Here is a 21,690-nt window from a genome sequence, read left to right as displayed (position 1 = left end):
GTGAGGCGCAATGGCCGGCACATCGACACTGTAGACCCCTGCAGGCGCAAAAAAGCCCGCAACACGGTGCGGGCTTCTGCATCCAGCCAGATTAGCAGGAATAATCCTCAGACGACGCCGGCCCCATGCGCCTGCAGATCCGCGTGATAGCTCGAACGCACCATCGCGCCAACCGCCGCGTGCGTGAAGCCCATCTTGTAGGCTTCTTCCTCGTACATCTTGAACGTGTCGGGATGCACGTACGAGCGAACCGGCAGGTGATGCTCCGACGGTTGCAGATACTGGCCGATCGTCAGCATGTCGACGTCATGCTCGCGCAGATCGCGCATCACCTGAAGAATTTCTTCTTCCGTTTCGCCGAGGCCCACCATCAGGCCCGATTTGGTCGCGACATCCGGATGCAGCGCCTTGAAGTCTTTCAGCAGCTTGAGCGAGTGTGCGTAGTCCGAACCCGGACGCGCTTCCTTGTACAGACGCGGCACCGTTTCGAGGTTGTGATTCATCACGTCGGGCGGGGCGGCGTTGAGAATGCCCAGCGCGCGATCCAGACGGCCGCGGAAATCCGGCGTCAGAATTTCAATGCGCGTTTCCGGCGACAGTTCACGGGTCTGACGAATACATTCCACGAAGTGAGCGGCGCCGCCGTCGCGCAGATCGTCGCGGTCCACGCTGGTGATCACCACGTACTTCAACTTCAGCGCGGCGATCGTGCGCGCCAGATTACCCGGTTCGTCGACATCCAGCGGGTCGGGACGGCCATGGCCGACATCGCAGAACGGGCAACGGCGCGTGCACTTGTCGCCCATGATCATGAACGTGGCCGTGCCCTTGCCGAAGCACTCGCCAATGTTCGGGCAGCTCGCCTCTTCGCACACCGTATGCAGATTGTGTTCGCGCAGAATCTGCTTGATCTCGTAGAAGCGCGAATTGCCGGTGGCCGCCTTCACGCGGATCCAGTCGGGTTTCTTCAGCTTTTCGATCGGGATGATCTTGATCGGAATGCGCGCGGTCTTGGCCTGCGCCTTCTGTTTCGCCGTAGCGTCATAAGCGGCGGGTGCTGCTGCAGCATCGGGAGCGGCAGAGCCGGCGAGGTTCGCGGTAACGTCAGTCATTCGTTCGATCCAGTCAGGCGGTCGAGACACCGGCCTGCGGTTGGGCGACGGCCGCGGGAGTGCCGTCGATGTTTGCGGTGAGGCATGCAGCAAAGGTCCGGGCCACTTCGTCCCAGCCGGCGGCGACGCCGAGTGTTGCCATGTCGATGGTTTCGAGCCCGACGTATCCGCATGGATTGATGGCCAGAAACGGCCGCAGATCCATCTTCACGTTCAGGCTGACCCCGTGATAACTGCAGCCATGGCGGATTTTCAGGCCCAGTGCAGCGATCTTGGCACCGGCATGCGGCCCCACATCCGGACTGGGCGCCACATAGATGCCAGGGGCGCCCGCCTTGCGTTCTCCGGCGAGATTATACGCCGCGAGTGTGTCAATCACGGCCTCCTCGATCCGCGTGACCAGCTCACGCACCATCAGCTTGCGGCGGCGCAGGTCGAGCAGGAGGTACGCGACGACCTGCCCAGGCCCGTGGTACGTGATCTGCCCGCCCCGGTCGACTTTCACGAGCGGAATGCCGCTGTCGGCAGCCAGCAGATGCGCCGGATTGCCGGCCTGGCCAAGTGTAAAGACGGGAGGATGCTCGACCAGCCAGATTTCGTCGGTGGTCTCGCTGTCGCGCGCGTCGGTGAACGCACGCATGGCGTCGAAGCTCGTTTCGTACGGCTCGACGCCGCGCCAGCGCAATGTCGGCGCGGGGACGGAGCCAGCCTCGGAGATGCGCTCGACCGCCACCGCAGCGGTGAGATCGGCGCCCACCGGCGCCATCTGATCAGCGGGACAGGCTGGAGCGGTCGCGGGGGACAGGGAAGACGGAGAAACCGGCGTGGCACACATAATGCCTACAGTTTACCGAAATAATGAGATCCCCGCCGGGGCCGCTTGCGACGCCCCGTCTTCCAGCCGAAGCGCCGGCGCTAACCGTCGAAGTGCCGGTCAAACGGTCCGCCACCCGTCACGCGAACGCAACCCGACCCGGTCGGCGAGCCGCACCAGCCAGTCGAACACCCGCACGTCCGCGCGAGCCGGCACCGCAAACGCCACGCGCGCCTGCGTCCCGCTCTCGACGCTCAACCAGAGCCGTTCGCCGCGCCGCAAACGCAGCGTGTGGCCAGGCTGGAGCCAGTAGTCTTCGGTATCGTCGCTACGCGTCACCCATACCGGTGCGCCGCGTACCGCCAACCGCGTGCTACGCGCCACCTTCATGGGAACCGTTTCACCCGCCTTGATTTCAAACGTGATGCTAGAGGAAATTTCTCGCATGATGCCCTCGTCAAAAGCTGTTTCGTGACTACAATCCTAGGTGCAACAAGGGTTTACGCAAAACGATCAAATTTCATCTCTATGTGAGAAAAATTGCGATGGACCTTCGACAACTCCCGGGATTGAACGCCATCAAGGCATTCGAGGCGGCGGCGCGGCACGAGAGCTTTTCGCGCGCCGCGGACGAACTGTTCGTCACGCACGGTGCGGTCAGTCATCAGATTCGCGCGCTCGAAGCGGAACTGGGCGTGACGCTCTTTGCGCGCGAAGGCAAGCGCGTGCGCCTGACCGAGGTGGGCCGCCGCTATGCTGGGCAGGTGCGCAGCGCGCTGACCGCGCTCGCTGAGGCTACGCGCGAGATCCGCGGTGGAGAGCGCGAACAGCGCCTGGTGGTGTCGATGTTGTCGTCGTTCGCCGCGCGTTGGGTGACGCCGCGCATCGGCAGTTTTATCGAAGCCCATCCGCAATGGGATCTTGAGCTTCTATCCACCAATTCGCTGACGGACTTTACCCGCGACGACGTGGACGCGGCGATCCGTTTCGGTTTCGGGAAATATCCCGGCTTGCATGCCGAGCTTCTGCTGGAGGAAATCTACTTTCCTGCCTGCTCGCCCAATTTCAACGGCGGACAGTTGCCAAAGCAGCCGTCGGACCTCGCCAAAGTGCCGCTGCTGCGTTCCGACGACGAATTGTGGCGTCCCTGGTTCGACGCCGCCGGCCTCACCGACTGGCCCGAGCCGAAACGCGGCGTGCTCTATCAGGATTCGTCGAACCTGTTGCAAGCGGCGATCGACGGCCAGGGCGTCGCGCTCACGCGCCGTTCGCTGGCCATGCACGAAATCGCCGCGGGGCGGCTAGTGCGACTCTTCGACGTGGATGGTCCGAGCCCCTGGCAGTACTACTTCATCTGCCCGCCGCAGATGATGCAGGCCGAGCGGGTGCAAGCGTTTCGGGATTGGGTGTTCGCGGAGGTGGGGCGGTTCAGGTTGCTCTTCGAGCGGGCTTGCGCGGCGGGGCCGCAGGTTGGGGCGGACGCATTGCACGTCGCACCGTGAGCGCAGGCTTGACCAGGCTGAACAGGGCCCGGCAGGCGAACCGCCCCCGCCCCGTCAGCTGGCTGATTTACCGACTCAAAGCACCACTTTCACCATCGGATGCCCGGTCAGCGCACGATAGATATCGTCGAGATGCGCGCGGCTGGTGGCCCGCACGGTCACCGTCAGGCCGGTGTAGTTACCGCCGCTCGAGGGGCGGGTTTCGACACGCGACGGATCGACGGCTTCGTCAAACTGCCTGACCACCGTCACGATCGTCTCGGCAAACTCAGGATGCGACTTGCCCATCACCTTGATCGGGAAATCACAGGGAAACTCAAACAGCGAATCGATATCGGCTTGCATCTTTCACTCCTCTACGGCGGCTCCGGCAGACAGCCTGTCTGCCGGAGCCGCGTTCACGCCACTGCGCCTACTTCTTCTTGTTGAACATCAGCATCAGCGAATCCCACACGCGGCCCACCACGCCGGCCTGCGGCACGGCCTGCAGCGCGACGATCGGGAACTGCGAGATCACCTTGCCATCGGACACCAGCTTCACCGTGCCGACTTGCTGGCCATCGGCGATCGGCGCGATCAGCGGGTCGATATGCTCGACCTGCGGCTTGGCCTTGTCGGCGAGGCCCTTCGGCACGGTGATGAACTGGTCGGCCTTCACGCCAATCTTGACCGTGTCTTCCGCGCCCTTATAGACACGCGGCGTCTCGATGACCTGACCGGCCTTGTACAGGCGCACCGTGTCGTACGCGCTGTAACCGTAGTTCAGCATTTTCATGCTGTCTTCGACGCGGTCGTGCTCTTTCACCTCACCCATCATCACCGACACCAGACGGCGCGAGCCGTCCTGCGTGCCCGGCAGCGGACGCTTGGCGCTGGCGATCAGGCAATAACCCGCCGCCTGGGTGTGGCCGGTCTTCAGACCGTCGACTGTCGGGTCGATCCACAGCAGACGGTTGCGGTTCGGCTGCTTGATCTTGTTGTAAGTGAATTCCTTGATCGAGAAAATGTTGTAGTAATCCGGGAAATCACGAATCAGGCGCGCGGACAGGATCGCGAGGTCGCCCGCGCTGGTGTAGTGCTGCCCGTCGGGCATACCGTTCACGTCGGCGAAATGCGTGTGCTTCATGCCGAGGCGCTGCGCCTCGGTGTTCATCATGTTGACGAACTGCGACTCGCTGCCGCCCACCAGTTCGGCCAGCGCGATGGCCGCGTCATTGCCCGACTGGATGATCATGCCGTAGACGAGGTCATGCACGGAGACCGGCTTGTTCGCCTCAACGAACATGCGCGACTCGTCGGTCTTCACCCGGCGTACCGCTTCGCTCGGCGTGACGATCTGCTCCATCGAAATCTTCTTCGTCTGCAGCGCTTCGAAGACCAGATAGGCGGTCATCAGCTTGGTCAGCGACGCCGGTTCGACGCGTTCATCGGCATTGCCGGAGGCGAGCACCTGATTGCTGGTCGCGTCCACGAGCACCCACGAGCGCGCGTTCACCGCCGGCGGCGGGACCTGCGCGAACGCCGCCGTGCTCGCCAGCAGCGTGGCCGGCAGCAGCACACCGAGCGTCACCGCGCGGCTGATGGTATGGGGAACGAAGGACGAGAGTGACGAAAAGCCGGAGGTGGAAAAACGCATAGGATCGATTCGGGCAGAAATATGCATCGCGCCCGAGGGCGCGCAGTTTGGAAGAGGCGGTCGGCGAGCGCTGGCTGCGTGAAATGCAACGCGGCGCCCGTTTGACTTCCGGCCACACGATCGGTTCGCGCAACGCGCCCCACAATCCGGCGCTGCAATCACGCCACGGCGCGCAACCATGCGCCTTCGCCGGATGGGCTGCGCTGCGCCCAAAAAAGAGCGCTCATTATACGCGCGCCGAGGTGGCAACTTTGCGCCTCGGGGTCCGATAAATTTTCATTTGACGCATACCTGTACCCCAGAAAACGCGTACAGGCCCTTTGACTAACGCCAGGCGTCGACGATGATGCGCTTCAGCACGTGCAGTTTGCGGTGCAGAAAATGCTCGGCGCCGGGGATCACGACCACCGGCAATTCTTGCGGCCGAGCCCAGTCGTAGACCGATTGAATGGGGACCGTATCGTCGCTTTCGCCGTGAATCACCAGCGTGTTTTCCGGCACCGGCGCCACTTCCCAGCGGCTTGCCGCCGTCCCGACAAACACGATCCGTTCAATCGCCTGCCCTTCTTCGGCGAGCCGCGCCGCCACATGCGACAGCACGAAGGTGCCGAACGAAAAGCCCGCCAGCACGAGGGGCAGATCGGCTTGCCCCGGTTGTGCCCGCATGTAGTCGAGCACGGCGCGCAGGTCGTCGCGCTCGCCGATACCGGCGTCGTGTTCGCCCGCCGTCTGCCCCACGCCGCGGAAGTTCGACCGGTAGGTCACGTAATTCAACTGCACGAGCGTGCGCGCAAGGGTCTGCGCGACCTTGTTGTCCATCGTGCCGCCGAACAGCGGATGAGGATGCGCGACGAGCGCAATCCCGCGCGGCGCGGTGCCGTGCTCGCGCGTTTCGTCGGGCAGGTCGAGCGCGACCTCGATCTTGCCGACCGGACCGTCGATCAGGAACTGTTTTGTATGAACGTTCATGGTGCGGCTTATTTGTCCATTCTCAGACGCTCGACGACCTTGCCGTTCGCAAGATGCGATTCGACGATTTCGTCGATATCGTGCTCGTCGACGTACGTGTACCACGTGCCTTCCGGATACACGACGATGGTCGGTCCTTCCTCGCACCGCTCGAGACAGCCGGCCTTGTTGATACGCACCTGCCCCGGGCCCGCGAGACCCAGTTGCTTCACGCGTTTTTTCGCATGCTCCTGCATGGCCTGCGCATTGCAGTTCGCGCAGCTTGGGCGCGCTGCACCTGGATCGCGCTGGTTGAGACAGAAGAAGACGTGATACTTGTAATAAGAGTCCATGGTGTCCGGGACGAGACTGAAAGAGTTGAAGGCTAACTGACCGCCCGCATGGGCAAGCAAGCGGCGCTCCTGTGGTGGCTCGATTATAGCGACGGGGACAGGCCGACGTTCAGCCGTGCCGGCGCCTGAGCCAGGCGCGCTCTGCTGAAAACGCCAGCCACACGAGTGCCGCATACGGCCACGTCCAGGCGAGCCAGTGTGCCAGTCCGTTGAAGTGCAGATAGCGCCCCTGGCGCCAGTCCGCCAGCGTCACATCGAAATACGGATTGACCGGCAGCACGTTGACCAGCAACAGTTCGAGCACCAGCGCTGCGGCGGCGAGCGCAGCCCGCCAGCGGCGCGGCAGTCGCAGTGCCAGCAGCATCGCCAGCGTGCCACCCGCCAGGCCCGCGAGGGCACCGGGCGTCGCCCAGTTGAAGACGAGGCCCGCCGCCGATTGCAGATAGGTCGCGCCAATCTTGATGGCGACCGTCAGCGCGACCAGCACCAGCAGCAGCCGGACGCGCGGTGCGCGCTCGCGCATCGACAGCGAAGCGAGCACGCCGGCGGCCAGCAGGGTCAGCGTGGTGATCAGCGCCTCCCAGCCGTCGTCCGGCAAAACGGCACCGAGGCGCCCGGGCCACGTCTGCACGTGCCAGCCAGCGGATACCCACGCGAGCAGGGCGTCCTGCATGCTCGAATCGACCCGCAGCCACAGCGCCCGCGGCCAGTCGCCGAGGCCCAGCAGACGCGGCACAGGAAATATCGACGCAAACGGCCACAGCGCAACAAGGCAGACCAGCGCCGCGCTATCGCGTCTGAACCACAAAAGAGCCACGCGCCGCAACAGCCCGCGATCGAGCAAGGCACCGCTGGCAGGCGCGATCAAGGCCGCGCCAAGCAGCGCGCCGAGCGCATTCGCAGCCAGATCGAGGTTGGACGCGACGCGCGTGGGCAGGTACGTCTGGACCGCTTCCATCGTGCCGGACAGCACGATCCCCAGTCCGAACGCGAGCGCAACGGCCGCGAGGCCGCGCCGGCGCGGATACACCGCCAGCATCACCGACGCGCCAAACGGCATGTAACCGAGGATGTTCGTGACCACATCGAAGGCCGTCAGGTACTGCGGCAGCGGATCGGTCAGATAGGCGAACGGGCTCAGGCCGAGCGAGCGCCAGCCCGAAAACGGATACCAGGAACCATAGACGATCAGAGCGGTGTACAAGCCCAGCACCTGCTTCGCCAGCGCCGACGGCCGGCGTTGGCGCACCTTTGCCCTCACGCTACGCCCGGCTGCATGCGCGGCGTCCGCGGGGCGCCGGTCATTGCGCGGCGACGAGCGGCTGCGCGCCGAGCCAAGTGGAGATCTGGCCGATCAGATCGTCGCTCGCTGCGGCCAGCGCCTGCGCGGCGCCGGCGGCATCCGCCGAACGCGCCGGCGCTTGCGCCACGAAGCTGCGCTGCGCGAGGACCTTGCCGCCGTGCGTCAAGGTGGCGCGCGCGGTGATGGCGCCGTGGCTTTGCGTCTGACTGTCGAAGACCTGTTCGAACTCGTTCAGCTCGACCCTCAGGACCGGCGCGCTTACGCCATCCGAACCGGTGAGCACCGTGCCGCGCTGCGAGAGGACGGTGCGCAGGCGCTGTGTCAGCAGTGCCGAGGGCGCCATGGTCCAGTGGCTGCTCGCATACGACGCGGTTTGCTGCGCGTCGGCATAACTGAGACGGTAGATCAGCTTGTCGGAGTCGAGTATCCCGGGCGCGGTGACGTCCAGCACCTTGACGACCGGCATCGGTCCCGAGGCGGCCACTTGCGGCGCCGGGCCGAGGTCGTAGCGCGCGTTGGAAAACGCTGCCGGGTTGCCAGCACAACCGGCCAGCATGCCGAGCGCCAGCACGACGGCCAGCGAGGCGCCAGCAGGATAGCAGCGCTGAATGCAGCGATTAAGCGAGGAGGCCATGACAATCTTCCTTTCAGATCAGTTTGCCGGACGGGCCGCGGGCCACGTGAAGCCGGGCTCGCCGGGACCGGGCGCCATGGGCGGCGCGCCGAACAGCACACTGCGCGGACTGGTGCTTAACATGTCGGCAGCGCGATCCACGGAGCGCACCGCCGAGCGGACATCGTCAGCCAGCGAATTGACGCGCGGCAACGTGTCGTAGCCGACCCGCGCCGAAAGCTCCTGCACCGACGCATTCATCGCCGTCAGCGCCTCGCCCGCCTGCTGCGCCGCCGTGCCGACCTTGTTCAGATTGGTTTCGAACGGACCGTCCGGCCGGCTCAGGCCGGTGATCAACTGATTGGTCGACGCCAGCGTGCGATCCAGCTGGTCGATCGTCTGCGGCAGCTTGCCGGCTGCCGGCGCCATCTGCTTCGTCAGATCCGTGACGCCGTCGGCGGCGTGCTGCAGGCTTGCCGCCGTGTTCAGCAACTGATCGCGCATTTCCGGCGACAGCACGTCGTTCACGTCGTCGGCGATGCGTTCCAGCTTGCGTATCAGGATATCGCCACGTTGCTGCAACTGGTCGAGGAGACCTGGCCGCATTGGCAGTTGCGCGACCTGTTTCTGCGACGACACCAGCGGCGTCATATCTTTCCCCGTATCGTCGAGCTGGATGAAGGCTATACCCGTCACGCCCTGAAAGCCGAGGCTGCCGAAAGTGGAATGCGTGATCGGCGCGTGCGTGTCGACCATGATGCGGATCAGGATCTGCCCCGGATGGTCGCGGTCGAACTTGATGGACTGCACCTTGCCCACGTCGAGGCCGCGATAGCGCACGGCGGCGTCGGTATAGAGCCCGGTGACATTGGTGCGCGCGATCAGATCGTACGGCACGCGCACCGAGCGATCGACGTTGAACAGGAACGCCGCCGCCGCGATCGCCACCAGCAGCACCACCGTGAAGAGCCCAGCCCAGAAGGCGTGTGATTTGTTTTCCATTGTCAGGTTCCTGGTTCACAGCGGCAGTTCGGACGACGCGGGTTCGAGCGCCGCGGGCGGCAGCTTGCAGCGGCGCTCCGGCGGCAGTGCCTGGAGCGCGCGGCGGCCGCGCAGGCCGAGGAAGTACTCGCGGATAAACGGGTGATCGACGCCCGCCGCTTCCTCGACCGGCGCCGCGATCAGCACCTTGCGGTCGGCCAGCACGGCGACGCGGGTGGACAGCGCGACCATGGTGTCGAGGTCGTGCGTCACCATCACGACGGTCAGACCGAGCGCGCGATGCAGCGTGCTGACCAGTTCGACGAACTCATCCGAGGCTTGCGGATCGAGCCCGGCGGTCGGCTCGTCGAGAAACAGCAGTTCCGGTTCGAGTGCAATGGCCCGGGCGATACCCACCCGTTTGATCATGCCGCCCGACAACGCCGACGGCATCTTCGACGCATGCTTGCAGGGCAGGCCGACCATCTCGAGCTTGAGCATGACGATATCGCGCAGCAGGTCTTCGGGGATCTTGCCGAGTTCGCGCAGCGGCTGCGCGATGTTGTCGAACACCGACAGCGACGAAAACAGCGCGCCGCGCTGGAACAGCATGCCGGAGCGGCTGCGCATCAGTAACGCGGTTTCCGGCGAGATGGTCGCGAGGTTTTCGCCGAACAGCTTGATGGTGCCCGAGGTTGGTCGTTCGAGCCCGAGAATCTGCCGCACCAGCGTGGTCTTGCCGGAGCCCGAGCCGCCGACGATCGAGACGATCTCGCCGCGCCGCACCTCGAAGTTCAGATGCTGATGCACGATATTGCGCCCGTAGCGCTTGGTCAGGTCGCGTACTTCGATCACCGGCTCGGCGATCGACGGCAGCGGCTGTCCGCGCACGGATTGGGTCAGCGGCGCGGTCATCCGAGCCCCACGTTCTGGAACAGGATCGCGAACACGGCGTCCGCGAGAATCACGATCGTGATCGAGGTCACCACCGAGGTCGTCGTGCCCTCACCGAGGCTTTGCGAATTCGCCTTGATACGGAAGCCGAAATGACAGCCGACGATGGCGATCAGCATGCCGAACGCCACGCCTTTGCCGAGGCCGATCCACAGATTCGCCACCGGCACCACGCTCGGCAACGCCCGCGCGAAATAGCTCATGTCGATGCCCAGCACGATCTTGGCGGCCAACGCACCGCCGGTCAGCGCGACGATGTTGGTCCACATCACGAGCAGCGGCATCGCCACGCCGAGCGCCAGCACGCGCGGCAGGATCAGCCGCAAGCCATGCGGGATGCCCATCACGCGCATGGCGTCGAGCTCTTCGGTGACGCGCATCACGCCGATTTGCGCGGTGATCGCCGAGCCCGAGCGGCCCGCCACCAGAATCGCCGACAGCACCGGCCCCAGTTCGCGGATGACCGACAGCCCGAGAATATTGACGATGTACTGATTCGCACCGAATAGCCGCAGTTGCTGCGCGGACAGATAGCTCAATACGATGCCGATCAGAAACGCGACCAGCGCGATGATGGGCAGCGCCCGGGTGCCCGCGTTGTAGACGTTCGAGGAGATTTCTGTCCACGGCGTGATCTTCGGATTGCGTATCACCGCGAGCAGATCGAGCACGACCCGCCCGAACATTGCGATGCCGCCGTACAGGTGCTCGAAGAAGGAAAAGATCGCGAGGCCGAGCCGGGTGAACATGTCGTGCTTCACGACCGGCTCGGGCGTATCGCGCATGGTATCGAGCAAGGCGATGCGCTCGAAAATGTCGCGCTGGGTATCGTTCAGTTCGGTCAGCTGGGGCGGCAGCTTGCGGCCCCAGACGCGCCAGAGCGCCTGGCCGCCGACGTGGTCCATACGCTCGATGCGCGACAGGTCCCAATGCATGCCGTCGACGCCGATGAACGAACGCAGACGGGGCACGACCTTGCCGGTGGCGCGGTCGCGCGCGAGCGCGAGCGCCGTCCACTGGCCGGAGAGCCGGACGATCTTGCCTTGGCTGCCTGCCGCGACTTCAAGGCCGGGCGGAGTGTCGTAGTTCAAGGATCGCGGGATTCTGGTTATCGGATCAAGGACCATTGTAACGAACGCCGCGCGAAGCAACGGCCATCATGCGTTCCCAAGTGAGTCTTCGTTGTCCCCTGTCGCTACAATATGCGGCATGAACGCTTCCAAGTCCTCATCCCCTGCCAGCCCTTCCGGCGATTGGCGTATCGACCGGGACCGCGCCGTCGCGCTGTTCGGCGCTCACGCGCACGACTGGCCGATCGAAATCGTCGAGGAAACCGGCTCCACCAACGCCGACCTGATGGTGCGCGTCAAGGCACTGCCGCGCAGGTCGACCGCGCTGCCGCGGCCGATCGTGCGGGTCGCCTATCTGCAGACGGCCGGACGCGGCCGGCGCGGCCGCACCTGGTATGCCGAGCCGGGCAATGCGCTGCTGTTTTCAGTGGCCTGCGTGCTGCCGCGGCCGCTCGAAGGCCTGGCGGGCCTGAGTCTGGCGGTGGGTGTGGCGCTGGTCGATGGGCTGCGCTCGCTGCCGGTCGCGGGACCTGGGCAGATCGCGCTGAAATGGCCTAACGACGTGCTGCTGGAAGGGGACAAGCTGGCCGGCATCCTGATCGAAACGGCATGGAGTACCGACTATGCGAGCGCGGTGGTGATCGGCATCGGCACCAATGTGAAGGGCGCCGACGAACTGGCCGCCAAGGTCGGCGCGCTGAGTGCCGGCGTGCCGCCCCAGGTGCGCGGCACGGTGCCCACCGCGCTCTCGCGCGCGCTGCCCACCGCCAATCTGACCGATACGCTCGCAGCCGAGCTGAACGCGCTCGACGCCGCGCTCAAACGCTTCGGCGCGGAAGGCTTCGAGCCTTTCCAGCCGCGCTGGAACGCCTGTCACGCCTATGCGGGCCGCGAAGTGGTGCTGCTCGAACAGGGCGTGGAAGTCACGCGCGGCGTGGCGGCAGGCGTCGACGAGAGCGGCAAGTTGCTGCTCGACACGGCATCGGGACGTCAGGCGATTGCAACCGGCGATGTCTCGTTGCGCCTGGCTGACGGCCCTGCATGAACGGCGCGCCTTTTCTGCTGATCGACGCGGGGAATAGCCGCATCAAGTGGGCTCTGGTGCAGGCCGACGGCACGCACACGCATGCCGGGGCGTTCGCGCATGGTGGTAAAGGCGAGGCCGCTTTGGCGACGCCGGACTGGTCGCAACTGCCGCATCCCGCGAGCGCATGGCTATCCAACGTGGCCGGCGCAACCGTCGGCGAGCGCCTTGACGCCCTGCTCGACGCTCACTGGCCCGCTCTGCCGCGCACGACGATTCGCGCCTGTGCGCAGCAATGCGGCGTGACCAATGGCTACACGACGCCCGCCGCGCTCGGCAGCGACCGCTGGGCCGGGCTGATCGGCGCCCATGCCGCGTTTCCCGGCGAGCCGCTCCTGATCGCGACATTTGGCACCGCCACCACGCTGGAAGCGCTGCGGGCCGACGGCCAGTTCGTCGGCGGCCTGATCGCGCCCGGCTGGTCGCTGATGATGCGCTCGCTCGGCGAGCACACGGCGCAACTGCCCACGCTCGACGCCCGCGCGGCGCGCGGTCTGCTCACGCCAGCCGGCGATAACGGTGTGGGTCAGAGCGGCGAGCCGCAAACCGGTAGCGAGCGCCGCGGCCCGTTTTTCGCCACCGACACCCCGCGCTCGCTATCCGCCGGTTGCGCGCTCGCGCAGGCCGGTTTGATCGAACGTATGTGGCACGACCTGCAGGCGGCCTGGGAGGGTCCGGTTCGGCTGGTAGTGGGCGGGGGCGCCGCCGACGAAGTGACAGCCGCACTCAAACTACCGCATACTCGGCACGATTCGCTCGTGCTGTCCGGTCTCGCGCTGATTGCCGCCGAAGCAACCGCGCCGGCGCACCACGCCGGGTCCCGCGCATGACGCACGCCGCACCCTTTAGACGGAGATTCCAACGATGCTGCGCTGGCTGATCGCTATTCTGTTGCTTGCCAACCTGCTCGCGTTCGCGACGCTGCGTGGCATGTTCGGCCCACTACCCTACGCGGGCGCGCGCGAGCCGGGTCATCTGAATCGCCAGATTCATCCGGAGACGTTGCGGGTGCAGCCGGTTTCGGCCGCCGCGCCAGCGGATCTCGCCGTGGTCGGCGCGCCGGCTCCGGCGGCGCCGATTGCCGCATCCGAACTGAGTCAATAAGCGGGCAGACTCACAGGCAAGCAAGCAGGCAAATTCGCGGACGACGACTCAGACGCGCGCTTCAGCCTTGAGCGCGAACTTTCTTGAGCAGCGCGGTGGTCGAGCGGTCATGTTCGAACGGGATCGCCAGCGCCCGCCCGCCCCAGCCGCGCACCAGCGCCGATTCGGGAAGCGTGTCCATGTCGTAATCGCCGCCTTTCACGAGGATGTCGGGATGCAGCGCTTCGATCAGCGACACCGGCGTCTGCTCCTCGAAGCACACCACCCAATCGACACTTTCCAACGCCGCGAGCAAGGCCATCCGGTCGGCTTCGTTGTTGATCGGTCGGTCGTCGCCCTTGCCTAGCCTGCGCACGGAGGCGTCGCTGTTTACCCCGACGATCAGGCTGGCGCCCAGCGCCTTCGCATCAGCGAGATAAGTGACGTGCCCGCGATGCAGGATGTCGAACACCCCGTTTGTGAACACGACTGGCCCCGTGAGCGAGGGACGCAATTGAGCGAGCGCCTCGCGGGTCATGAGCTTGCGTTCGAAGGTGGCTGCCATGGAGAATCGAAAAAAGAAGGAATGGGGAAACACTGCCGCCACGATACACGTCAAGCAAACGGCCCGGCAGGCTTGCGCCTGTCGGGCCGTTCTTTCATGCGTTACGCGTGACCTGGCTCATCGCCTCTGCGCATACCGTCCGTGACGCTCAGGCCGGCTGTTCAGCCGAGTTCTGATCGGCCTGCAGACGTCCGACCACTTCCTTGCGATAGCGGTTCAGTTCCTGCGCCGTGTTGAACGTCCGCTCGAACAGGATGGACAGGTTGTGCAGAATGCGTTCGACGACCTTCTTTTCCCAGCCGTCGTCGAAACGGATCTGCTCGTCGAGCCAGCGCTCGAGCCATTCCGGGTCGGGCAGGCGCGACTGGATCGTGTCGCGCGGGAACAGCGCCTGATTCACGTGCAGGTTGGTCGGGTGCAGCGGTTTTTCCGTGCGACGCGCCGACGCCATCAGCACGCCAATCTTGGCGAAGGCAGCACGCGCCACGTCGCCGCAATTCGTCATGGCCTTTTTCATGTAGCGCAGATACGCACCGCCATGACGGGCTTCGTCACGCGAAATGGTTTCGTAGATGGCCTTGATGACCGGCTCGGTGTGCCATTCAGCCGCGCGGCGATACCAGTGATTCAGGCGAATTTCGCCGCAGAAGTGCAGCATCAGCGTTTCGAGCGGCGGCGCCGGATCGAATTCGAAGCGCACGGCGTGCAGTTCTTCTTCGGTGGGGCACATTTCCGGCTTGAAGCGGCGCAGATACTCCATCAGCACCAGCGAGTGCTTTTGTTCTTCAAAGAACCACACGCTCATGAAAGCCGAGAAATCGCTGTCGTGATGATTGTCACGCAGGAACATTTCCGTTGCGGGCAACGCGGACCATTCGGTGATGGCGTTCATCTTGATCGTCTTGGCCTGTTCGTCGGTCAGGAGCGATGCATCGAACTTGTCCCAGGGAATGTCTTTCTCCATGTCCCATCGAACGGATTCGAGCGATTTGTAAAGTTCCGGATAAAGCATGGTGTTCATAGTCCCACCCCTGTTCTGCGCATTGCGACGTCTGTTTGTGTCTTTTGCAACTCTTGCTAACGGCGAACGAAACACACGCGTTCGCGAGCCAAGCATTCGATTTTACGCGGGAATCAGCCACGCAGATGCACCCTGCGGCAAAGAAGTCCTGCGGCATGTAGCGCCCGCTTACGCTGCGGTCTCGCGCCACTCGGCCACCCATGCGCGAACCTGACCAACGCAATCGGTGCAGCCTGCCAGATGGGAGCCGCTATCCAGCCCAGCGCCGGTCGGACCGGCGGCAAACGGGCGGCGGATTGGTTGTTTTCGGGGCGCGCCCAAGGGCCAAACAAGCTTACAGCATGATAGCACGCGGGCCTGACGGCCTTTCCTTACATAGGGTCACAAGCACGCGGCCGGTTGATCGATCTCAAATAACTTAGCGTAAGTTCGTGTTCTGCCTGTGACGAAAGACGAGCGCAAGGCGCGTGCCCGACACCTCGGACACGCGCTTCGCGTTCGCCGCACCCTCTCACTCTGACTGCGAGGGCGTCTTCTTCGTGGCGCGCGCACGGCTCGCCGTGCCGCTCGACGGCTTCGCGGTGGACGCCCGCTTCGATGCGGACTCCTGCGCAGCCGGCCTCGCCGCGTCAGCCCGTTCAGCAGCACCGGCTGGCGCGGCATCTTCCCCCGTTGCCGACGGCTCTGAAGTGCCTGCCGACGCGGGCTGTGTCATCGCAAACTGCGCGATCTGGTTGAACTGCGATTGCAGCAGGTCCCACCAGGCGGAGGCGTCGAAGCCTGGCGCGTTCGCGCTCTCGCCGCTTTCCGCCTCGGCGTCGCTCGCGGCTTCCGGGCGTGACGTACTGGTCGGTTCGGACTGAGGCTTTGCGGGGGTAGGCGCACGAGCAGGCGCTGCCGCGGCCGGTTGCGCCATCGACTGCTGTGCGAACGCGCCAAATGCCCGTAGTGTGGAAAGCGTGGCGCGTTGCACTTCAAGCGCCTGGATCGCCGACTGCAGCATGTTCAGATTCAGCTTGAGCCACTGCTCGACCGCGCGCATGTCGGTGATGCGCTTGTCGAGTTCTTCGACGTTGGTGAGCGGCGCCATCATGTCGGACATCATCGAAAGCGAGGGTCCCAGGCCCGGCGTCGCGCCAGCCGGTGTGCCCTGAAACGCTGCGCCAAATGGATTGAGCCGCATCATGTCCCACATGCGGTCCATCATCTCGGCAGGAGGAAAACCGGGGAAGCCGGGAAAGGGCGGCGTGGAGCCGGGTGTATCGGTCATGGTTATCTCTCCTCGCAGCAGACAGGAAGGGAGCGGGCGTAGTCCCACCCGCGGTTCGTCGGATCATACCCCGCATGACGGGCTCGTCACACCGGGTTGCGGCGCGTCTAGCGATCCCCGCGAAAATCCGGGGCGCGCCGCTCGCGCAGCGACGTCACGCCTTCGCGCACGTCCGGGCCGGCGAAGCCCATGAATTCGAGCGCGAGCGACGTGTCGAAGGTCGGTCCCGCCGCGCGAAGCCAGTTGTTCAACGCGTACTTGGTCCAGCGAATCGCCGTCTGCGAGCCGTGCGCGAGTTTCTCCGCGACTTCGAATGCCTTGGGCAACAGATCAGATTCGTCGACCGCCAGCGACACCAAACCGATCCGCTCGGCCTCCTCACCGCTCACCGGTTCGCACAGCAGCAGGTAGTACTTCGCTTTTGCCATGCCGCACAGCAGGGGCCATACGATCGCCGCGTGATCGCCGGCAGCGACACCGAGGCGCGTGTGACCGTCGATGATGCGCGCGCTTTTCGTCGCAATCGAAATATCGGCGAGCAGCCCCGCCACCAGCCCGGCGCCCACGGCCGGTCCGTGCATCGCGGAGACGATCGGCTTGCTGCAGTTGATGACGTTGTAGACGAGGTCGCGCGCCTCGCGCCAGACGCGCGTGCGAACCTCGAAGTCGGTCGCCATCTGCTCGACGAGCTGCAGATCGCCGCCGGCCGAAAATCCTTTGCCTTCACCGCGAATCACCGCGACACGCGTGTCGGGATCGCGGTCGATATCGCGCCAGATTTCAGCGAGCTCGCGATGCATCCGCGCATCGGCGGTGGCCAGCGCGCTCTTGTTGGCGCCCTCGCCGCTCATGATGACTTCGAGGATTCCGTGCGCATGCCGCCGCACACGCAGCGACTGGTAGTGGGCGTAGAAGACGGGGTCGTGGATGGGCGATTCGTGCGACATGGCGGTCAGTCCAGTAGATCAGAAGCGCGATAGATCGATACGTCAAGTTGAGGGCCACGCTGAGCGCCGCACGGCACGCAACGCATGGCGCACCAGCCAGGCGTCTTTCAGTGTAGCGGCGGCCAATCGCCCGGGTATCGGGCGAAACCCTTCAGCGCACCGCATCCAGCGGCGCGATGCCTTGCTCGATCGATCCGAAAATCGATTTGCCCGCTTCGTCGAACATCTCGATCTTCACCGTATCGCCGTATTTCATGAACTCCGTCTGCGGCGAGCCGTGCTCGATGGTTTCGAGGCAACGCTTCTCGGCGATACAGCAATAGCCGCGTTTGGCATCCTTGTTCGAGACCGTGCCCGAGCCGACGATCGTCCCGGCGCGCAGGTTGCGCGTCTTCGCCGCGTGGGCGATCAACTGGCCGAAGTGAAACACCATGTCGGTACCCGCGTCGGGCTGGCCGACTTTCTTGCCGTTCCAGTGGACGATCATCGACCGGTGGACGCGGCCCTCGCGCCAGTGTTCGCCGAGTTCGTCGGGCGTGATGGCAACCGGCGAGAACGCCGTGGCCGGCTTGCTCTGGAAGAAACCGAACCCCTTGGCCAACTCCGCCGGAATCAGGTTGCGCAGCGAAACGTCGTTGACCAGCGTAATCAGACGCACACCCTTGAGCGCCTGATCGGCCGTGGCGCCCATCGGCACGTCGGTCGTGATCACGGCGACTTCGGCTTCGAAATCGATGCCGAACTCTTCCGACGCGCACACCACATCGTCTTTCGGGCCGATGAAGTCGTCGCTGCCACCCTGATACATCAGCGGGTCGGTCCAGAACTCGGGCGGCATGTCCGCACCGCGCGCGCGGCGCACCAGTTCAACGTGATTCACATACGACGAGCCGTCGGCCCACTGAAACGCGCGCGGCAGCGGCGCCATGCATTCCTTCGCCTCGAATGGAAACGCGTTGCGAGCGCGGCCCTGATTGAGCGCGTCATACAGATCCTGCAGTTGCGGCGCGTAGAAGGTCCAGTCGTCGAGCACGCGTTGCAGCGTCGGCGCGATCGCATCGGCGATGGCTGCGGTATGCAGGTCGCGGGACACCACGATCAATTGGCCGTCGCGCGTGCCGTCCTTCAGCGTGGCAAGTTTCATAAGGGAATGAGCCGTGTTAGTGACGATAGAGGGAATCTATTCTACGATGGTGAATCGCTGCGTCCCAAATCGACCCGCGCCGACAGATTGATTCAAGGTCGTGCCGAGGCTTCACTTTCGACTCACCGTCCGCGCTACACGCGCCTTGCTTATGCCTGCACTTGCCCGCTCCGGCGCGATCCCTGCCGACGCCGAACCTGCCGATCCGCTCGATTCCACGGATGACGACGCCACCCTGGCCGGTGAGGAGAAGTTGCGTTCGGGCATCCAGTCGATCGAAGTGGGCTTTCGCCTGCTCGACGTGCTGACCCACGAACCGCGCGCGATGATGCTGCGTGACCTCGCGCACCGCGCCGGCATGAGCCCCGCCAAGGCGCACCGGTATCTGGTGAGTTTCCTGCGGCTGGGTGTCGTCGCGCAGGATCCGCTGTCCGGGCGCTATGAACTGGGCGGCTTTGCACTGCAACTGGGTTTGGCGCGGCTGGCGCGGGTCGACGGCGTGAAACTCGCACGGATCGCGCTGGCGGAACTGCGCGATCGCCTTGACCTGACGGTGGGCATCGCCGTCTGGGGCAATCAAGGACCCACCGTCGTGCACTGGATGGAATCGAGCCATCCGGCGAAAGCGTCGCTCAAGCTCGGCGATGTGATGCCGCTGCTCGGCTCGGCCACCGGCCTGCTGTTCGCGGCCTATCTGCCGCCTGGCAAGACCGCCGCGATGATCGAACGCGAACTGGCCGATACGCGGCGTGGCTCGCACAGCGGCGGCCCGCGCACGCCCGAAGAGGTCGAGCGTGCGCTCGCCGACGTGCGGGCGCACGAGGCCGCACGCGTCGAAGGCATGCTGCTGCCGACGATCCACGCGTTCTGCATGCCAGTGTTCGACTCGACCGGCGATCTCGCACTCGGGCTGATTGCGCTCGGTCACGAGGGCGCCTTCGATATCCGCTGGGGCGGCGAGATCGATACGGCGCTGCGCGAGTGTGCCCGCGCGCTGTCGTACGAACTGGGGTACAGTCCGGCGCCGCGTTAGGATGTCGGGATTATGTCGTCTCCGTCCGCCATCAGCCGTTCCGACCCTACGCGTCCTCAAGTGACGCGCAACCGCCCGCATGCGTGGCGCTGGCTTGCCGTGCTCGCGGTGGTGCTTTGCCTGCATTGGTTCGCGGCGCAATGGGTGGAACGCAATCGCGACACGTTCACGAGTGCGAACACGACCCATGTGCCGGTCCAGATTGCCCTGCTGACACCGCAGCGGATCGATCGCAGTCCGGCTGACGCTGCGCCGCGATCTGACGCGCCATCCGGGCACCCGCCCCAGGCCGTCGCCAGCAAGCCGCGCGCGCATGTGCTCACCGCGACGCGCTCCGGGCCTGCGCCGGTCATTGCCGCATCCGCCCCTGCGGCTGAAACCGATGCCGCGTCCGAGGCAGCATCCACCGCAGCGAGCGCAGCGGCAGCATCCGCCTTGGCCGCAGCCAGCGCGGCCTCCGCCGCAAGCGCACCCGCCGCAGCCCACGTCCCCACTGCGCAAAGTGCGCCTGGCGTGAAGTTCTCCGTGCCACCGTCAGGCGATCTGCAATACGACACGTTCTATAACGGCGTGCGCAATCAGCCCGGAACGATTCACTGGTCGAGCGACGGCAAGACGTACGACATGATCGTATCGGTCCCGGTGCCATTCATCGGCACATTCAGCTATTCGAGCCACGGTCATGTGGACGCGTTCGGTCTCGCGCCGGACCAGTACATCGAAAAGCGCGGCCACCGGGCGGAAGACGTGTCGATCTTCAACCGCACGACGAAGCAGATCGTGTTCACGAAAACGCCCGCCTCGTTGCCGCTCAGCGATGGCGCACAGGACCGTTTCAGCATGGTCATGCAACTGGCGAGCCTCGTGCGCGGCGATCCCGACGCCTACCAACCGGGCGTCACCCGTCAGTTTTTCGTGGTCGACAACGATAGCGGTGAAATCTGGCCGATCGAAACCATCGGCGATGAAACGATCCGCACGCAACAGGGTTACCTCAACACGCGTCATTTCATGCGCTTGCCACGTCACTACGGCGACCGCCGGCGCATCGACGTGTGGCTCGCGCCCTCGCTCGGCTGGTTGCCCGCGCGGATCCTGCAGACCGAACCGAACGGTACCGAAATTCAACTCGTCTGGAGCGGGCCGCTCAACGAACCAGGGGGCACCGGCAATATGAACTCGACGCCCGCGAACCTCACGACCGGTCCCGCGAGTTCCACACCCGCAGCGTCCGCGGTACCGGACACATCGCCCGCACTCGACACCGCGCCAGGTCCCGCGTCCGACACGCCATAAAGTCGCTCAGGCATGGGGTGATTTACCAAAGGCCTCCGCATGCGGCATGACATGCACCACCGTGCGCCACATCCGCGCACAACAAGCGGCGTCACCCACACCACCGCTGGGAACACGGTTTGCTACCGCTTGGCTTGCGTGCATCACTCGCCCGCATCACTGGTCGTTACGGAAACAATAGGCGTCGCGCCCAGCCCTTCCACCGCACGTTTGCTCAAGGAGGCGGCGCGCTCTTGAACCGCAATGGCGTCGTATCCACCGCGCATCAAGGTTCACGAATAATTGACCGACATTCGTCTACCTACGCCGGCAAATCGCAGGACGCCACAACAAAGGTACGCGACCGGTTGCACAGTTTTGATCGCGAATACGATTGAAGGCGCACAATAGGACCTGCTGGATGTAGATGGTCTGGCACCGATCGATTCGTCTAACCGTTGTGTTGCGTTGCCTGAAACGTTTCTCGAAGCACGGGTCTAACGTGAAGGTCCGGGATTGTTACCAGCGTCACTCCGGACCCACCCCTTGAATTCCACACCATACGCTCCACCTATGGCGCAGGAATGGCCAGGAGCCAACGGAAATAAGGAGTGTCGCCATGCAAATGATCTACAACAGCCCCAATTATTGTGTCGTCGAGTTCCCGCCGCAGGACGGTCCCCTCGCTATGAAATCAGGTGGCTACGAGATCGTGGACAAGAATCTGCAGCGCGAAATCTACATTGACGGCGCAATGGCGGCACGCTTTCGCGAGCACGTCACCAAGCTGATCGAAGAAGAACCGTCCCTCGACGAAGTGGACGAATTTCTCGGTCAGTTCGACAGCCTGATGCATCACCCGGTGATTCTCCACTAACACGCACGCCCCGGCGACACGTACTCAACCCCCGTCCGGCTTGCCGGACGGGGGTTTTGTTTTAGCGGTACGTTTTCCGCCATTACGCATTCGGCTTTTGGTCAG

At 64.6% G+C, this 21,690-nt stretch carries 24 protein-coding genes; 7 read left to right on the top strand and 17 right to left on the bottom strand.

Features of this window, described 5'->3' with window-relative positions; all coding sequences use genetic code 11:
- Positions 1-107: 107 nt before the first annotated feature.
- The 3 genes from lipA to P3T43_RS31435 all read right to left on the bottom strand — a co-directional run bounded on the left by lipA (position 108) and on the right by P3T43_RS31435 (position 2,373).
- A complete protein-coding gene (gene lipA / locus P3T43_RS31445; protein ID WP_429284906.1) occupies positions 108-1,112 on the bottom strand; it encodes a lipoyl synthase in 1,005 nt (334 codons plus the stop codon).
- 13 nt (positions 1,113-1,125) lie between these two features.
- Positions 1,126-1,947 (bottom strand): lipoyl(octanoyl) transferase LipB, encoded by an 822-nt coding sequence (gene lipB / locus P3T43_RS31440; RefSeq protein ID WP_429284905.1) that lies wholly within the window; start codon positions 1,945-1,947, stop codon positions 1,126-1,128.
- 99 nt (positions 1,948-2,046) lie between these two features.
- Positions 2,047-2,373, bottom strand: a complete 327-nt coding sequence (locus tag P3T43_RS31435; RefSeq protein WP_429284904.1) for a DUF2917 domain-containing protein — start codon at positions 2,371-2,373, stop codon at positions 2,047-2,049.
- A gap of 98 nt (positions 2,374-2,471) precedes the next feature.
- On the opposite strand from P3T43_RS31435, the gene P3T43_RS31430 reads away from it, so the two are divergent.
- On the top strand, positions 2,472-3,428 hold the full coding sequence (locus tag P3T43_RS31430; protein WP_429284903.1) for a transcriptional regulator GcvA: 957 nt from the start codon (positions 2,472-2,474) through the stop codon (positions 3,426-3,428).
- Between the two features lie 75 nt (positions 3,429-3,503).
- Here P3T43_RS31430 and P3T43_RS31425 read toward each other — a convergent pair whose 3' ends face one another.
- The 9 genes from P3T43_RS31425 to P3T43_RS31385 all read right to left on the bottom strand — a co-directional run bounded on the left by P3T43_RS31425 (position 3,504) and on the right by P3T43_RS31385 (position 11,307).
- On the bottom strand, positions 3,504-3,773 hold the full coding sequence (locus P3T43_RS31425) for a DUF493 family protein (protein ID WP_429284902.1): 270 nt from the start codon (positions 3,771-3,773) through the stop codon (positions 3,504-3,506).
- 67 nt (positions 3,774-3,840) lie between these two features.
- Positions 3,841-5,064, bottom strand: a complete 1,224-nt coding sequence (locus P3T43_RS31420) for a D-alanyl-D-alanine carboxypeptidase family protein (RefSeq protein ID WP_429284901.1) — start codon at positions 5,062-5,064, stop codon at positions 3,841-3,843.
- Between the two features lie 324 nt (positions 5,065-5,388).
- Positions 5,389-6,033 carry an alpha/beta hydrolase gene (locus P3T43_RS31415; protein ID WP_429284900.1) on the bottom strand — a complete coding sequence of 215 codons (645 nt, stop codon included), beginning with the start codon at positions 6,031-6,033 and terminating at the stop codon, positions 5,389-5,391.
- Between the two features lie 8 nt (positions 6,034-6,041).
- Complete coding sequence (locus tag P3T43_RS31410) at positions 6,042-6,365, bottom strand: (2Fe-2S) ferredoxin domain-containing protein (RefSeq protein ID WP_429284935.1); 324 nt, start codon at positions 6,363-6,365, stop codon at positions 6,042-6,044.
- 109 nt (positions 6,366-6,474) lie between these two features.
- The gene (locus P3T43_RS31405) at positions 6,475-7,614 is read right to left on the bottom strand and encodes a VanZ family protein (RefSeq protein ID WP_429284899.1); all 1,140 of its coding nucleotides are present in this window, start codon (positions 7,612-7,614) and stop codon (positions 6,475-6,477) included.
- A 52-nt stretch (positions 7,615-7,666) separates the two neighbouring features.
- Positions 7,667-8,302 (bottom strand): ABC-type transport auxiliary lipoprotein family protein, encoded by a 636-nt coding sequence (locus tag P3T43_RS31400; RefSeq protein WP_429284898.1) that lies wholly within the window; start codon positions 8,300-8,302, stop codon positions 7,667-7,669.
- 18 nt (positions 8,303-8,320) lie between these two features.
- Positions 8,321-9,283, bottom strand: a complete 963-nt coding sequence (locus P3T43_RS31395; RefSeq protein WP_429284897.1) for an MlaD family protein — start codon at positions 9,281-9,283, stop codon at positions 8,321-8,323.
- A 15-nt stretch (positions 9,284-9,298) separates the two neighbouring features.
- Entirely contained in the window at positions 9,299-10,177 is an 879-nt protein-coding gene (locus P3T43_RS31390; RefSeq protein ID WP_429284896.1) for an ABC transporter ATP-binding protein, read from the bottom strand.
- Positions 10,174-11,307: an MlaE family ABC transporter permease gene (locus P3T43_RS31385; protein ID WP_429284895.1), complete on the bottom strand. Its 1,134-nt coding sequence runs from the start codon at positions 11,305-11,307 to the stop codon at positions 10,174-10,176. The genes P3T43_RS31390 and P3T43_RS31385 overlap by 4 nt, the downstream gene beginning before the upstream one ends.
- 118 nt (positions 11,308-11,425) lie before the next feature.
- Here P3T43_RS31385 and P3T43_RS31380 point away from each other — a divergent pair, with 118 nt between their 5' ends.
- From P3T43_RS31380 to P3T43_RS31370, 3 genes are read left to right on the top strand one after another with little or no spacing between them, the layout of a single operon-like run.
- On the top strand, positions 11,426-12,331 hold the full coding sequence (locus P3T43_RS31380; protein WP_429284894.1) for a biotin--[acetyl-CoA-carboxylase] ligase: 906 nt from the start codon (positions 11,426-11,428) through the stop codon (positions 12,329-12,331).
- Positions 12,328-13,200 (top strand): type III pantothenate kinase, encoded by an 873-nt coding sequence (locus tag P3T43_RS31375; protein WP_429284893.1) that lies wholly within the window; start codon positions 12,328-12,330, stop codon positions 13,198-13,200. Before P3T43_RS31380 ends, P3T43_RS31375 begins: the two co-directional genes overlap by 4 nt.
- A gap of 34 nt (positions 13,201-13,234) precedes the next feature.
- Positions 13,235-13,474, top strand: a complete 240-nt coding sequence (locus tag P3T43_RS31370; protein WP_429284892.1) for a hypothetical protein — start codon at positions 13,235-13,237, stop codon at positions 13,472-13,474.
- Between the two features lie 61 nt (positions 13,475-13,535).
- Here P3T43_RS31370 and rfaE2 read toward each other — a convergent pair whose 3' ends face one another.
- The 5 genes from rfaE2 to P3T43_RS31345 form a co-directional block, all read right to left on the bottom strand.
- Positions 13,536-14,018, bottom strand: a complete 483-nt coding sequence (gene rfaE2, locus P3T43_RS31365; protein WP_429284891.1) for a D-glycero-beta-D-manno-heptose 1-phosphate adenylyltransferase — start codon at positions 14,016-14,018, stop codon at positions 13,536-13,538.
- 148 nt (positions 14,019-14,166) lie between these two features.
- Entirely contained in the window at positions 14,167-15,039 is an 873-nt protein-coding gene (locus tag P3T43_RS31360; RefSeq protein ID WP_429284890.1) for a ferritin-like domain-containing protein, read from the bottom strand.
- 511 nt (positions 15,040-15,550) lie between these two features.
- Positions 15,551-16,309, bottom strand: coding sequence for a PhaM family polyhydroxyalkanoate granule multifunctional regulatory protein (locus P3T43_RS31355; RefSeq protein ID WP_429284889.1), 759 nt, complete (start codon positions 16,307-16,309; stop codon positions 15,551-15,553).
- A gap of 107 nt (positions 16,310-16,416) precedes the next feature.
- Entirely contained in the window at positions 16,417-17,256 is an 840-nt protein-coding gene (locus P3T43_RS31350) for an enoyl-CoA hydratase/isomerase family protein (RefSeq protein ID WP_429284888.1), read from the bottom strand.
- Between the two features lie 151 nt (positions 17,257-17,407).
- Positions 17,408-18,400, bottom strand: coding sequence for a fumarylacetoacetate hydrolase family protein (locus tag P3T43_RS31345; RefSeq protein ID WP_429284887.1), 993 nt, complete (start codon positions 18,398-18,400; stop codon positions 17,408-17,410).
- Between the two features lie 151 nt (positions 18,401-18,551).
- Between P3T43_RS31345 and P3T43_RS31340 the strand changes: the two genes are divergently transcribed.
- The 3 genes from P3T43_RS31340 (at position 18,552) to P3T43_RS31330 (ending at position 21,585) form a co-directional block, all read left to right on the top strand.
- Positions 18,552-19,433: an IclR family transcriptional regulator gene (locus tag P3T43_RS31340; protein WP_429284886.1), complete on the top strand. Its 882-nt coding sequence runs from the start codon at positions 18,552-18,554 to the stop codon at positions 19,431-19,433.
- A 12-nt stretch (positions 19,434-19,445) separates the two neighbouring features.
- Positions 19,446-20,729 (top strand): DUF3108 domain-containing protein, encoded by a 1,284-nt coding sequence (locus tag P3T43_RS31335; RefSeq protein ID WP_429284885.1) that lies wholly within the window; start codon positions 19,446-19,448, stop codon positions 20,727-20,729.
- Between the two features lie 598 nt (positions 20,730-21,327).
- Entirely contained in the window at positions 21,328-21,585 is a 258-nt protein-coding gene (locus tag P3T43_RS31330; protein WP_429284884.1) for a BTH_I0359 family protein, read from the top strand.
- Positions 21,586-21,690: the final 105 nt, after the last annotated feature.

The sequence above is a fragment of the Paraburkholderia sp. GAS41 genome (assembly GCF_050436545.1).
GTDB lineage: Bacteria > Pseudomonadota > Gammaproteobacteria > Burkholderiales > Burkholderiaceae > Paraburkholderia.
This window is presented reverse-complemented; position numbering and strand designations above follow the sequence as displayed.